9 protein-coding genes are annotated in these 13,442 nt (G+C 74.5%); 2 read left to right on the top strand and 7 right to left on the bottom strand.

Annotation, left to right across the window (positions count from 1 at the left end):
• Positions 1-35: 35 nt before the first annotated feature.
• The 7 genes from ACN27C_RS23640 to ACN27C_RS23610 all read right to left on the bottom strand — a co-directional run bounded on the left by ACN27C_RS23640 (position 36) and on the right by ACN27C_RS23610 (position 8,618).
• The gene (locus ACN27C_RS23640) at positions 36-1,268 is read right to left on the bottom strand and encodes an MFS transporter (RefSeq protein WP_422748211.1); all 1,233 of its coding nucleotides are present in this window, start codon (positions 1,266-1,268) and stop codon (positions 36-38) included.
• A 206-nt stretch (positions 1,269-1,474) separates the two neighbouring features.
• Positions 1,475-2,494 carry a mechanosensitive ion channel family protein gene (locus ACN27C_RS23635; protein ID WP_422748209.1) on the bottom strand — a complete coding sequence of 340 codons (1,020 nt, stop codon included), beginning with the start codon at positions 2,492-2,494 and terminating at the stop codon, positions 1,475-1,477.
• A 73-nt stretch (positions 2,495-2,567) separates the two neighbouring features.
• Positions 2,568-3,797: a hypothetical protein gene (locus tag ACN27C_RS23630; protein ID WP_422748207.1), complete on the bottom strand. Its 1,230-nt coding sequence runs from the start codon at positions 3,795-3,797 to the stop codon at positions 2,568-2,570.
• Between the two features lie 54 nt (positions 3,798-3,851).
• Entirely contained in the window at positions 3,852-5,483 is a 1,632-nt protein-coding gene (locus tag ACN27C_RS23625; protein WP_422748205.1) for a serine/threonine-protein kinase, read from the bottom strand.
• A 303-nt stretch (positions 5,484-5,786) separates the two neighbouring features.
• Positions 5,787-7,574 carry a hypothetical protein gene (locus ACN27C_RS23620; protein WP_422748203.1) on the bottom strand — a complete coding sequence of 596 codons (1,788 nt, stop codon included), beginning with the start codon at positions 7,572-7,574 and terminating at the stop codon, positions 5,787-5,789.
• A gap of 42 nt (positions 7,575-7,616) precedes the next feature.
• Complete coding sequence (locus tag ACN27C_RS23615) at positions 7,617-8,057, bottom strand: DUF4395 domain-containing protein (protein WP_120569782.1); 441 nt, start codon at positions 8,055-8,057, stop codon at positions 7,617-7,619.
• A 114-nt stretch (positions 8,058-8,171) separates the two neighbouring features.
• Entirely contained in the window at positions 8,172-8,618 is a 447-nt protein-coding gene (locus ACN27C_RS23610) for a TlpA family protein disulfide reductase (RefSeq protein ID WP_357798324.1), read from the bottom strand.
• A 223-nt stretch (positions 8,619-8,841) separates the two neighbouring features.
• Between ACN27C_RS23610 and ACN27C_RS23605 the strand changes: the two genes are divergently transcribed.
• Together ACN27C_RS23605 and ACN27C_RS23600 are read left to right on the top strand one after the other, a co-directional pair.
• Positions 8,842-9,975 (top strand): peptidoglycan recognition protein family protein, encoded by a 1,134-nt coding sequence (locus ACN27C_RS23605; protein WP_358172129.1) that lies wholly within the window; start codon positions 8,842-8,844, stop codon positions 9,973-9,975.
• A gap of 258 nt (positions 9,976-10,233) precedes the next feature.
• A complete protein-coding gene (locus tag ACN27C_RS23600) occupies positions 10,234-13,419 on the top strand; it encodes a penicillin acylase family protein (RefSeq protein ID WP_422748199.1) in 3,186 nt (1,061 codons plus the stop codon).
• The last annotated feature ends 23 nt before the right edge of the window (positions 13,420-13,442 follow it).

Genomic DNA, 13,442 nt, shown 5'->3' with positions numbered 1-13,442 from the left:
CCGCGAACGCGACCATTGGTCCCCTTTCTGCCGATTCACGCCCGACCGGTGAGCAGCCAGAGCGCCACCAGCAGGTACGGCAGCACCGCGACCGCGAAGGCCGCCGGGTTGCCCACCGCACCGGCGAGCAGCCCGTACCCGCCGTAGAAGACGACGACTGTCAGGTCGGTGGCCATCCCGGCCAGCGACGTGACGGTGGCCCGGGCCGGCCCGGCGATCCGGGCCTGGAGCCGCACGTCGGCGAGCACGGTGGCCAGCTGGAACGCGGCGAACGCCGCCGCCAGCAGCAGGAACCCGCCCGGGTGCCGCAGCAGCGCCCCGGCCGCCGTCGCTCCCGCCGCGAACACCAGCAGACCGGCGTACCCCCGGTGGGACAGCCGCTCACCCAGCGGTGCCAGCAGCCCGCCCACTGTCATCCCGGCCCAGACCAGCAGGAGCAGCAGCGGTACGCCCACCTCGGTCGTGCCGGTGTCGGCGGCCAGCAGCCCGGTGTACTCGTCCAGCCCACCCCAGATCGCGGTGGCGGCCGCGACCAGCAGCACGGCGGCACGGACGCGGCGGTCGGCCCGCACCTCGCGCAGGCCCAGGCGCAGGCTGTCCAGCCAGCCGGGCTCGTCGTCACCCTGCTCCTCCCCCGGCTCGTCGCCCACGCTCGGCCCGTCCGGTGCGGCGCTCGGGATCGGCGGTGGGCGGTGCTCCGGGAAGCGGGCCGCGACGGCCGCCGCCAGCAGGCACGTCGCCACGCTCGCCGCGCCGACCGCGAGGTAGCCGCCGAGTGCGAACACCGGCCCGGCGAGCACCCCGGAGCCGACCGCGCCGAGCACCTCGGCGGTGCGGGTCCGGCCGATCAGCCGGGCGTACCGGTCGGCCGCGCCGAGGCGTTCCAACTCGGTGAAGACGAGCGCCTCCAGCGCGCCGGACCGCAGCGCGCCACCGGCGCCCCAGAGCAGGAAGCCCACGGCGAACGCCGGATAGGACGGCAGCAGCACCCAGAGCGCGAACCCGCCCGCGGCCAGCAGCGGCGCGAGGCAGAGCAGCAGGCGACGCGACACCGCGTCGGCCCATACGCCGGAGGGCACCTCCAGCACGATGCCGGCGGCCGCCCAGAGCACGAACAGCGAGGAGATCTGCCCGACCGACAACCCCGTGTCGGCGAACAGCAGCACGTAGAGCGGGTAGAGCAGGACGAGGTCGGTGAGGAACGCGTACCCGTAGAGCGTCGTCGCCAGACGGCGGGTCGCGGGCACGCGGGCAGGAGCGAGGACCATGGAACCTTCCCACGGGACGTGACGGACACCGGTCGGAATGCACGGTGTCCGCGGCGGCCCGCGGCCTCGTCGCTCAGGAAGGCATCAACATCGCCAGGTCATGCCGGGATCCTATCCGCCGCGAGGCGCCCGGGTGGTCCCCCGGCGGGCACGCGATCGGGGCGGGACCGTGCGGTCCCGCCCCGATCGGTCGCCCCGCTGTCGGGTCAGCGGCGGAACTTGTCCACGTCGGCCTGCGGAATGACCATGGTGGCCTCGCTGTCCGCGGCCTGCTCGGCCGTCGGCTGGCGCGGCGTGGTCGGCTGGGTGCGCTCGGAGTCCGCGTACGCCGGGATGTGCTGCGTGGCCTCCACGCCCGTTTGCGACGGCACCGGCTCGGTGGCGTCCGCACCGGCGGCGGCCGGCTGGGTGCCCGGGTAGGCCGGGACCGGCTGGGTGCGGTCCGCCTCGGCGTCGCGGCTCACCGGCTGGGTCAGCTCGGAATCCGCGTACGGGCCGGTGGCGGCCAGGCGGGCCTCGACGTCACGCCGACCGGCCTGGTACGCCCGGGCGTGCGTGGCGATGGTGCGCGACTCCTCCTCGGCCCGGGTCAGCCAGTTCTCCCAGCGGCTCTGCATCGGCCGGACCAGCCCGCCGCCGACACCGACGACCAGGATGCCGCCGACGGTGGCGAGCACCGCGATCAGCACCGGGGTGGTGACGGTGGTGGCGACGCCGATCTGGTTGAGCGCGGCGATGACACCGAGGCCCAGGATGAACACCGACGCGAGGTTGGCCAGCACCCGGCCGTACGAGAGGCCGCCGAGCGCGCTGGAGATGATGTCCTTCACCGCGCGGGCGATGGCCGCGGCGACCACCACGATGACGATGGCGACGAACGCCCGGGGCAGCCAGGCGATCACACCCGCGATCAGGTCGGAGATGGGGTTCGGGCCCCAGATGCCGAACGCGAGCTGGAGCGTGACCAGCAGCACGCCGTAGTAGGCCAGCTTCGCGACGATGTCGCTGGCGTCGTACTTCGAGCGGGCCAGCGCGGTCTTGATCCCGCCGCGCTCGACGGCCCGGTCGAAGTGGACCCGCTCCAGCACCTTGTCGACGAGCTTCAGCACGGCCTTGGCGATCAGCCAGCCGACGACCAGGATCGCGACGAACGCGACCGCCTTGGGCAGGAACAGCATCACCGAACGGAACGCGTCGCCCACCGCGTCCCCGAAGTTGTCTCTCATCGAAGGGCCTCCACGTACGTGGTCCAGGTCTGTTCGGGTGGGGCTACCCGGACGCGAGCGCGGGGAAACGCGGTCAGCCTCCGGGGCAGCGGTAGACGACGCGCGTGCTGGCCTGCGCCGTCGTCGGTTCGATGATGTTGACGGTGGCGATGCCGGTGGTCGTCCCGACCCCGGTGAACGTCCACTTGAGCGTGAGCGCCGTGGTGTGCTGCCCGCTGCCGACCCGTTCGGTGAGCACGGCGCCGGGCGGCGCGTCCGAGCGGAACCACTGGTAGCGGATCGTCCCGCCGCGCCCGTTGGTGCGCACGGTGGCCACCACGTCGACTGTCACGTCGCAGGCCACACCGGCCGGCCGGGGCACCGCGACGGTGACCCCCTCGACCTCCAGCGGGCGCAGCCGCTGCCACAGGTAGAGGCCGACCGCCAGCAGCAGCACCACGGTGAGCAGCGTGGACAGCACCGAGACCACGCGACGCCAGACCGGACGCGGGCGGATCGGAGGCGCGGTGGGCCAGGGCGGCGCCGGCGGCGGCGTGGCCGGCACGCCCGGCCCGAAGCGCCGCTCGCCGCCGGGGCCGGGCCCTGGTGCGCCGCTCACCGCCCGCGCGTGGCCGATCCGATCCGGGTACGCCCCGGCGCCCGTCGCCGCCGTCCCGGTGGCGTAATGCTGGGGTGGGACGCCGGTGGGCTGCCACGATGCGGTCGGTTCCGCGCCGGGGCGCTGGGGCGGTTCCGCGCTCGGACGCGGGTAGGCGGTGGCCTGCCCGGTCGCGTTTCCGGCTGACAGGCGCATCCGGACCGTCGCCTCGATCGCCGAGCCGTCCGGGGCCGGACTCAGACTGACTGTCTGCTCCCCCGCCCTGCTGTCCGGAGCCGCCACGAAGTGAACAGTCGCCTCGCCTGTGTCGTCTGCCCTGGCTGGGCGCAGGTGCACGGTCGGCTCGGCGTCCGGCGGTGCCGACGTGGCGGAGGCGGCGAGGTCTGCGGTGTGGTCGTCGCCGCCGGGGATCGCCGTCAGGTGGACCGTGGGTTCGGCGCTGGACGGCTGGTCGGCCGCGACCCCGGGGAGGTGGACGGTGGGCTCCGACCTGCCGGTCGCCGCCGGGGTGTCGACGGCGAGCCGGACGGTCGGCTCCGCCTTCTCTGAGGCCGGGTCCGCCTGCGTGACGGCGAGCGGGACCGTCGAGTCGGCGTCGGGTCGGGGACGGACCAGGTGGACGGTGGGCTCGGCGGTGTCCGCGTCGCCGGTGATCGGCAGGGCGCGGGTGGGCAGCGCCTCGGTGGGCTCGTCGGGGCGGGTCACGCCGACCGTCCCCGGGACGGGCTGCGGTGCGGGGCAGCGGGCACTGTCGTACTCCTAGCCGGGGGTGCAGTCGTGGTAGAGCGTCACGTACACCGGTGACGCCGAGGTGGTCGTGTTGCCGGCGGCGTCGGCGGCGGTGACCCGGACGGGGATGCGGGCGCTGCGCCTGGGCGTGGACAGCGGGCCGAGCGTGCCGGTGAACACGCCGCGCCCGGCGGCGGCCATCCGGATCGTGCCGGTGGCGCCGTCGAGGGTGTAGCCGAACGTGACGGTGAGCGCGGCCGGGCCGCTGCTGTCGTCGGTGACGGTGGCGGTGACGGTGCTGCTCTTGGCGCCGTAGGGGCAGCCCTTCGGGTCCAGCTCGCCCGGGTCGGCGCGGACGCCGTCCACGACCGGCGCTGTCACGTCCGGTGGCGGCGGGCTGGTGGTGCGCGACGCGCTGGGGGTGGGCGTGCCGGTACGGGTCGGCGTCCCGGTCGGGTCGGGGGTGGCCGACGGCGCGGGAGGTGGTGGTGCGGCGGACGCGGTGGACGGGCCGGGCGTCGGCGACGGGCTCGGCGACTCGACGCCGGTCGGGTCCGGTACGGGTGCGCCGGTGGTGGCGGGACCGGCGCTCGCCGGGCCGGCCGGGCCTGCGGCGGGCGTGCCGTCGTGGGCGGCGTAGCTGTAGCCGGCGCCCCCGGCCAGGACGGCGGCGACCAGGGCGCCGGCGGCGAGCGCGGTACGGGTGCGGCCACTGCGGAACCGTCCGCCCCGACCGGTGGTGGCGCCCAGCGCGGTGTGTGCCACCGCGGTGGCGCCCTCGGCCCGGTCCGGGAACGGCCACAGCGCGGCGAGCAGCGCCGCCCGCCGGGCCAGCTCGCGCAGCCCGCGTTCCTCCCATTCCGGGCCGTAGCCGCTGCCGGCGACACGTTCCAGCAGGTCCAGGAACGCCTCGGCGGACGGCGGGCGATCGTCGGGGCGTTTGGCCATGCCGTGGCGCAGCAGCTCGTGCACCGGCGGGGGCGCCGCCTCGGTGGGGATCGGCGCGCTGGCGTGCTGGTCGCGCAGGGAGAGCAGGTCCGGTCCCTGGTACGGGGGCCGGCCGGTGAGGCACTCGAAGAACGTGGCGGTGGCGGCGTAGACGTCGCACGCCGGGCTCGCCGGGGCGCCGGTCCACTGCTCGGGGGCCATGTAGCGGGGCGTGCCGGACACCGTGGTGTCGGAGCCCTGGCCGATCGGCATGGCGATGCCGAAGTCGGCGAGCTTGCTCAGCCCGGCGCCGGTGACCAGCACGTTCTCCGGTTTGTAGTCGCGGTGCACGACACCGTGGGCGTGCGCGGCGGCCAGGCCGGCGAGTGAGCCCTTCAGGACGCAGAGCGCGGCCTCGGGCGTGGTCGGGCCGTGCGCGCGCAGCATCTGGCGCAGCGAGACGCCGTCGACCAGTTCCATCACGATGGCCGCGCCGTGCGGGCTCTCCACGTACTCGTAGAGGCGGCTGACGTGCGGGTCGTCGATCTCGCCGAGCAGCCGCGCCTCGGTGCGGAACGCGGTCCGGAACGCCGAGTCCTCACCCAGGTCGCGGATCAGGTACTTGATCGCGACCGGGGTGCCGGTCGGGTCGTGGGTGGCGAGCACGACGCTGCCCGACGCGCCCGCGCCGAGCCGGCGGACCGGCGTGTATCCGGACAGTTCCCAGCCGCTCATGCGACAGACTCCACGGCGTCCCACGGGCGGGTGTCGGACGCCGCCTCGCTCGTCATTCTGACCGTGGCGCGGCCGCCGGCCATCGCCGCAACGGCTGCTTCCGGACGCCGGTCGGCGCCCGGTTCCCCGGACGGCGCGGCGCCGCCCGGCAGGTGGTCGGTATCGGACACACCGCCACGAGTACCAGACCCCGGCAACCGTCCCCGACCTCGTCGATCATGAAGTTGACGGGGACAAAAGGGACCGAGACCGCCGCCAACTTCATGATCGACGAAGGGAGCACGGCGGGTGAGAGGGCGCGGGTCAGCGGCGGCGGGGTGGGGCGATTCCCGCCGGTGGAGGGGTGCGGAGCAGCCAGAGGGGGTTGCTCGCGCCCACGATCTCGCCGTCGCGGTCGCGGACCTGGGTGCGGACGTACGTGCCGGCGCCGACGCGCACCGGCAGGTCGTGCCAGCCCGGCCGCAACTGCCGCCAGGGGACCTGCCCGACCCGGACCGCCGGTGTCGGGTCCGCGACACCGGCCCGGTCGACCTCGCCGGTCACCGTCTCCAGCGTGACCCCGGCCGGCAGGTCGGTGGCGCGCAGCCGCACCGTGACGGTGTCCTCGGTGAGCACGGCGAGCGCGCCCATGGCGCTGCGGCCACCCAGTTCCAGGTCCAGCGCGCCCCGGTAGCCGGCCAGGTCGGCGAACCACGCCTGCCCGGCGCGCAGCGCCGCGACCAGGTCGTCCCGGCCGGTCGAGGCCGCCCACACCGAGGTGATGTTCCGGTCCCGGCCCGCGCGCCAGTCGGTGCCGTCGTGGTCGTCGGTGACCCCCACGGCGGTCAGCGGGATCGCGTTGCGGGCCGCCACGTCGTACGCCCAGAGGTGGTCCTCGACCGGCCGGCGTCCGATCTCGATCAGGTCGACGCCGAGCGCGTCGCGGCTGACCAGCAGGCGGGCCAGCGACTCCCGGCGTTCCACGTCCAGCGGGTGGTTCCAGCACACCACCCCGCCGTGCGAGTGCAGGAACCGCACCATCGCCTCGGTGGCGTCCACGTCGTTGTCCCGGTACGGCGGGGACGGGAAGCGCGGCAGCGTGCCGTCGCCGCCGAACCAGTTGAGGTGCCGCACCATCGACACCTCGTACGCGCGGTGGTGGGTGACGCCCTCGTACGCCCCGGCGTAGCCACGCAGCACCTCGGCGCGCAACTCCTCGCCCGCCTGGCCGGCGCGGCGGGCGCGGTCGAAGACGAGCCGGTCCACCAGGTACGCGCCGCGCGCGCCACCGGACACGGTCACGCCGAGGCGCAGCCCGCGCAGCGAGTTGTCCCCGGCGACCAGGCCCGGCCAGAGCCGCCGTACGTCGGCGAGCAGGTCGAACGTGTGCCGCCGCCAGACGCCGGCCGGGGCGGGCAGCTCGACGGTGCCGTGGCGGCCGTCCACTGTGTGCCGGACCGCGTCCACGCCGCCGAGGCGGTAGCGCAGCACGAGCTGCCCGGCGGGGCGGCCGGGTCCGGCCGGGTGGTGCGACAGCGCGACCTCAACGGTGAGCGTGGCGTCCCGGCCCGCCGCTTCGGGGCGTACGTCGAGGTGCAGTTTCGTGTCGGAGATGTTGGCGGTGTGCGTCCAGTTCCACGCCTTGCCCGCGTACCAGTGGGTGCCGGCACCGGCGGCGGTGAGACGCAGCGCGCGGCCCGGGCCGTCGGGGGCGTCCGGCGCGTCCACGAAGTCGGCGGCCGAGGCGCGCAGGCGGCCCTCGGTGGCCGGCTGCCAGGTCCAGGCCAGGCCGCCCTCGCGTTCCTCCGGGCCGTCGAAGTGGACGACCCGGCGGTGGTCGTGGGCGGCGACCCGGAAGTCGTGGTCGGTCCACCAGAGCACGTCGACGCCGTTGCGGCGGGCCTGGTCGAGGTGGGCGGCGTAGCTGGCCACGCCCTCGCTGAACGAGGCGTGCAGGTGCATCGCCATGCTGATCGGCCGCCGGCCGCGCGGCGGGGGCGGCGGCCGGTCGTTCGTGGCGGCGAGCCCGACCGGCACGCCGATCCCCGCCACCGCCAGCCCGCCCGCGGCGACGAGCACGCTGCGCCGGTCCAGCCGTCCGCGACCCGCCATGCCACTCCCCCGTTCCGCCGGGGTCAGCGTACGGGCGGGCGGTCAGCGCGGGGGTACCGCCACCCGGGCGGCGAGCGGGCGCCCGGCCAGCCGCCGGATCGCCAGGTACGCCTCGCAGCCGAGGCAGAGCCCGAACGCGGCGTTGAGAAACGCGGCGGCCAGCGCGGCGCCGGTGGCGGCCAGGCCGAGCGCGGGCAGCCCGGCGAACCAGCCGGCCGCGCCGACGGCGCTGAAGGCCAGGCCGACGACCTGGGCGAAGCGCACCGGCGCGACCGGCTCCAGCTCCGCCGGCGGGTCCAGCCGGGGCGCCACCAGGGCGCGGAACAGCAGGCCGTACGGCCCGAGGCGCGGGTTGACGGCGGTGAGCGCGAACACCACGGCCTGGGCGAGCAGGAGCAGCCCGGAGCCGGTGACGAGCACGATCGCGAGGACGACTGTGGTGAGGACGGCGGCGAAGCGCGGTCCCCGGGGGTCGAGCAGCATGGGGTGGGTCCGTTCGTGCGGGGGCGGTCGGTCAGGCGGGACGCGCCGCCGCACAGAGGCTCGTGGCGAGCCGGCCGTGGTCCACCACCCGGCGGCGGGTCAGCCGTACGCCGGTCATCGCCCCGCCCCGACCGTGAGCGCGGCGATGAGGTCGTCGCGGTCGGGCACGCCCGCGGCCCGGCGCACCACGCGGCCCGCCGCGTCCACCACCAGCACGGTCGGGGTGCGCCACACGTCCAGTTCCCGGGCCGCGTCGAGGTGTTCGTCCACGCCCACCTCCCGCACCGCGACGCCGTCGAGGCGGGCGGCGACGTCGGCGAGCACCCGGCGGGCGGCCCGGCAGGGCGCGCAGACCGGTGCCGAGAACTGCACCAGCGTGACCTCGCCGGGGCGTACCCCGAGGGCGGTGAGGGTGGCGAGGTGCGGCGCGTCGGCGGCCGATGGGCGCTTCCGGACGGCGCGCAGCCGCCCGTCGTGGCGGCGGCGCCACCAGCCGAACGCGGTGGCGGCCGCGAGCACCGCGACGAGCACGAGGATCCCGGTCAGGCTGGGCGACTGCACCGGCCCAGGCTGCCACGGCAGGTCGCGGAAGGCCATGGTCCGTCCCGGTCAGCGGACGTGACATCGCCTACTCCGGCGGTAGGAACGGCGGGCGCACCGGCCGGCGAACGTCGCTTTTGTCCTCTGGCGCACCGCGCGAGCTTGGCAATATTCTCCACCACACGCGCAGTCGTTGCAGTTCCTTTACATCGCCCGGCGCCGTTCGGGCCATCGAGGAGGCGAGATGCACTTCGACCACCCCGAGCTGGACCGCCGTACGCTGCTGCGGGCCGGCCTCGGCGCCGCGGCGGTCGCGGTCGTCGGCAGCGAGCTCGCCCGGCCGGCCGCCGCGCACGCCGCACCGGGCGCGGACCTCGACTGGATCATCAGCTGCGACGAGTGGGCCGCCCGCCCGCCGGCCGACCCCCTGTCGGTCAGCGCGATCCCGACCAACAAGATCATCGTGCACCACATGGCGTTCCCCAACGTCACGGACTACTCCGAGGAGCACGCCAAGCAGCTCGCCCGCGACTGCCAGGACCTGCACATGGACGGCAACGGCTGGTCCGACACCGGGCAGCACTTCACGGTGAGCCGCGGCGGTCACGTCCTGGAGGGACGCCACGGCAGCCTGGACCGGCTGCTCGCCGGCGACCGGCAGATGATCGCCGCGCACTGCCCGGGCGAGAACGGGCGGGCCATCGGCATCGAGAACGAGGGCACCTACGTCACCGAGACGCCTCCGGAGGAGCTGCTCGACGGGCTGGTCCGGCTGTGCACCGCGATCTGCCGGCAGTACGGGCTGCACGCCCACGACATCTTCGGCCACTGGGACTTCCGCGCCACGCTCTGCCCGGGCGCGATGTTCTACCGGGAGTTCCCGGCGCTGCGCCGCGCCGTGTTCGAGAACCTGGGCACCGACCTGGGCGACGTGCCGGCCCGCCGCTGGCCGGACATCTGGCGCTTCGTCGGCGGCCCGGTGGTCCGCGTCGCGCAGTACCTGCTGACGTTCCACGGCTACACAGTGCCGCTGACCGGTGTGTTCGACGCGGCGACGGTCGCGGCGGTGCAGGACTGGCAGGCCCGCAACGGCATCCCGGTCGACGTCGACGCCACGCTCACGGCGCCGACCTGGGAGACCCTGGCCCCGGAGCTGGACCAGAAGTCGTCCGGCGTCCCGGTGGCCGCCGCGCAGTTCATGCTCGCCTCCAAGGGCTACGCCGAGGTCACTGCGACCGGTGAGTACGACCACGCCACCCGCACGGCGGTGAAGGACCTCCAGCGCCTGCACGGACTACCGCCCAACGGCAAGATCAGCACCACTACCTGGTGCGCGCTGGTGGGGGGTGTGGTGCGCCAGTCGTTCCACAAGCACTGACGGCGCACCGGCGGGGAGAGCGGTGGGGGTGGCAACGGCGCTACCCCCACCGCGTCGTTGCGGGACGGATCGCGACGAAACGTCGGCATTGACGACTGGTGAACGACGGCTATCCCGGACGGCAGTGGTGCGCCGATCATTGCCCGCAGATAGATATGAGTCATTCTCACCTCCGGGCAGGACGCCCGGGCACGGAGGCCGAGACGCCGTCAGCCGGGCGTACCGAACGGCCCTGCTCCGCGTCCCCGGAGGATCGCCATGCCATTACCCGCCATCCGTGCCCGCCTCGCGGCGCTCACCGCCGCCGCCCTCACCGCGAGCGTCCTGACGGTCACCCCGCCGTCGCCGGCGCTCGCCGCCACCACGTTCACCCCCGACGACTACTGCCTCGGCCAGTGCGCCGACATCCTGCCCCCCGGGCAGAACGGCAACGCCACGCTCGCCGGCATCCTGGCCCACCAGGCGCTCGGCACCCGCCCCGCGCACTCAAGCGACCAGCTCGACGAGTACGCCAACCTGGTCTACAACTACGCCGGGCTGACCGACGAGCAGATCGCCCACTTCTACAACGACGCCTCGTTCGGCGTCCCCGACGCGCAGGTCGAGAGCAGGATCTCGCCGCGTTCGGACGTCACCATCGTGCGGGACAAGGCCACCGGCGTCCCGCACGTCACCGGCACCACCCGCGCCGGCACCATGTTCGGCGCCGGGTACGCCGGCGCCCAGGACCGGCTCTGGGTGATGGACCTGCTGCGGCACGTCGGCCGCGGCAACGTCACCTCGTTCGCCGGCGGCGCCCCCGGCAACCGGGAACTGGAGCAGAGCGTCTGGGCCAACTCGCCCTACACCGAGGCGGACCTCCAGGCCCAGGTCGACGCGCTACGCCTCAAGGGCACCCGGGGCCAGCAGCTCTACACCGACGTCGTCGACTACATCGCCGGCATCAACGCCTACATCGACAAGTCGATCGCCGACGACAACTACCCCGGCGAGTACGTGCTCACCGGCGCCGGGAAGCCGAAGCACTTCACCATGACCGACCTGATCGCCACCGCCGGTGTCATCGGCGGGCTGTTCGGCGGGGGCGGCGGCAGCGAGATGCAGTCCGCGCTGGTCCGGGTGGCCGCCCGGGCCAAGTACGGGCCGACCGAGGGCGACCGGGTCTGGACGGCGTTCCGCTCGCAGAACGACCCGGAGACCGTGCTGACGCTGCACGACGGGCAGAGCTTCCCGTACGGCGCGACGCCGCCCGGCGCGACCAGCGCGGTGCTGCCGGACGCCGGGACGGTGGTCGCCGAGCCGCTCGCGTACGACGCCACCGGCGGGGCCGCCGCCCGCACCGGCACCAGCGCCGCCACCAAGGACCTGCTCGGCGGCCTGTCCACCCTGCGTACGCACGGCATGTCCAACGCGGTCGTGGTCTCCGGCCGGCACACCACCACCGGCAACCCGGTGGCCGTGTTCGGCCCGCAGACCGGCTACTTCGCCCCGCAACTGCTCATGCTCCAGGAACTCCAGGGGCCGGGGATCAGCGCGCGCGGCGCCGCGTTCGCCGGGCTGAACCTCTACGTGCTGCTCGGCCGCGGCCAGGACTACGCGTGGAGCGCCACCTCCGCCTCGCAGGACCTGACCGACACGTACGCGGTGCCGCTGTGCACCACCGACGGCAGCGCGCCGACGCTGCGCTCCAACCGCTACCTCTACCGCGGCCAGTGCGTGGCCATGGAGGTGCTGGAGAAGCGCAACTCCTGGTCGCCGACGCTCGCCGACTCCACCCCCGCCGGCGCGTACACGCTGCGCGCGCTGCGCACCAAGTACGGGCTGGTGTCCTACCGAGGGCTGGTCAACGGGCAGCCCACCGCGTTCACCAAGCTGCGCTCCACCTACCGGCACGAGGCCGACTCGGCGATCGGCTTCCAGGCGTACAACGACCCGGCGGCGATGGGCAGCGCGGCGGCGTTCCAGGCGTCCGCGGCCAGCGTCGGGTACGCGTTCAACTGGTTCTACGTCAACTCGACCGAGGCGGCGTACTTCAACTCCGGCTCGAACCCGGTGCGCTCGTCCACCTCCGACCCGAACCTGCCGATGAAGGCGGAGCCGGCGTACGAGTGGGCCGGCTGGAACCCGGACACCAACGACGCCACGTACGCCCCGGCGTCGGCCCACCCCCAGTCGGTCAACCAGGACTACTACGTCAGCTGGAACAACAAGCAGGCGCGTGACTTCGGCGCGGCCGACGGCAACTTCAGCTACGGCGCGGTGCACCGGGGTCAGCTGCTCGACGGTCCGGTGAAGGCAGCCATCGCCCAGCGCAAGGTCGGCCGCGCCGACATCGTCCGGATCACCGCCGAGGCGGCCGTGACCGACCTGCGCGGCCAGCAGGTGCTCGGTGAGCTGCTGCGGGTGCTCGACAGCACGCCCGTCACCGACCCGGCGCTGGCCGCCGCGGTGACCAAGCTGCGGGCCTGGCAGCAGGCCGGGTCGCGGCGGGTGGAGACGTCACCCGGGTCGAAGGTCTACCAGCACGCCGACGCCATCCGGATCTTCGACGCGTGGTGGCCGCTGCTGGCCTCGGCGCAGTTCCGTCCCGGCCTCGGCCCCGACCTGTACGCCGCGCTCGTCGACGCGCTCGAAGTCAACGAGGCGCCCTCGGGCGGCCAGAACGGCGGCCGCGACGGCACCGTCAACTGGGCGTCGCAGGGGCAGGCGCACAAGGGCTCGGCCTTCCAGTACGGCTGGTGGGGTTACGTCGACAAGGACCTGCGGGCCGTGCTCGGCGACCCGGTGGCCGGCGGGCTCGGGCGCACGTACTGCGGCAACGGCAATCTCGGCGCGTGCCGGCAGGCGCTGCTCGACACGCTCGGCCAGGCCGCGGCGGCGCCCGCGACCACCGTCTACCCGGGCGACTCCTCGTGCGGTGCGGGCGACCAGTGGTGCGCCGACTCGATCGCCCAGTCCGGGCTCGGCGGCATCACCCACCCGCTGATCGCCTGGCAGAACCGGCCCACCTACCAGCAGGTCGTCTCGTTCCCGGCGCGCCGGGGCGACGCGGTGACCAACCTGGCGCAGGGCCGCACCGCCACCGCGTCCAGCACCCAGTTCCTGACCAGCAACACCCCGGCCAAGGCGGTCGACGGCAGTCTGGGCAGCCGGTGGGCGAGCAGCTACAACGACAACCAGTGGCTGCGGGTGGACCTCGGTTCGGCCCGGACCGTCAGCCGGGCGGTGCTGCGGTGGGAGGCCGCGTACGCCACCGGCTACCGGATCGAGGTCTCCGGTGACGGCAACTCCTGGCAGCCGGTGTTCAGCACCACCACCGGCAACGGCGGCGTCGACAACGTGACGTTCGCCCCGGTCAGCGCGCGATACGTGCGGATGTACGGCGTCACCCGGGCCACCTCGTACGGCTTCTCGCTCTACGAGTTCGAGGTCTACGGACGGTGACCGCACGCGACCGGCCGGCGGGT

It is taken from the genome of Micromonospora sp. WMMD1219 (assembly GCF_049315215.1).
In the GTDB taxonomy this organism is placed as follows: Bacteria; Actinomycetota; Actinomycetes; order Mycobacteriales; family Micromonosporaceae; genus Micromonospora; species Micromonospora tulbaghiae.
The sequence above is the reverse complement of the archived record's forward strand: the minus strand, read 5'-3'. Positions and strand labels throughout refer to the sequence as shown.

Bases quoted from the DNA above. Each gene is read 5' to 3' on its own strand.
- ACN27C_RS23615 (WP_120569782.1), bottom strand. From the start codon at position 8,057: ATGCTGCTCGACCCCCGGGGACCGCGCTTCGCCGCCGTCCTCACCACA.
- ACN27C_RS23625 (WP_422748205.1), bottom strand. From the start codon at position 5,483: ATGAGCGGCTGGGAACTGTCCGGATACACGCCGGTCCGCCGGCTCGGC.
- ACN27C_RS23640 (WP_422748211.1), bottom strand. From the start codon at position 1,268: ATGGTCCTCGCTCCTGCCCGCGTGCCCGCGACCCGCCGTCTGGCGACG.
- ACN27C_RS23620 (WP_422748203.1), bottom strand. From the start codon at position 7,574: ATGGCGGGTCGCGGACGGCTGGACCGGCGCAGCGTGCTCGTCGCCGCG.
- ACN27C_RS23635 (WP_422748209.1), bottom strand. From the start codon at position 2,494: ATGAGAGACAACTTCGGGGACGCGGTGGGCGACGCGTTCCGTTCGGTG.
- ACN27C_RS23605 (WP_358172129.1), top strand. From the start codon at position 8,842: ATGCACTTCGACCACCCCGAGCTGGACCGCCGTACGCTGCTGCGGGCC.
- ACN27C_RS23600 (WP_422748199.1), top strand. From the start codon at position 10,234: ATGCCATTACCCGCCATCCGTGCCCGCCTCGCGGCGCTCACCGCCGCC.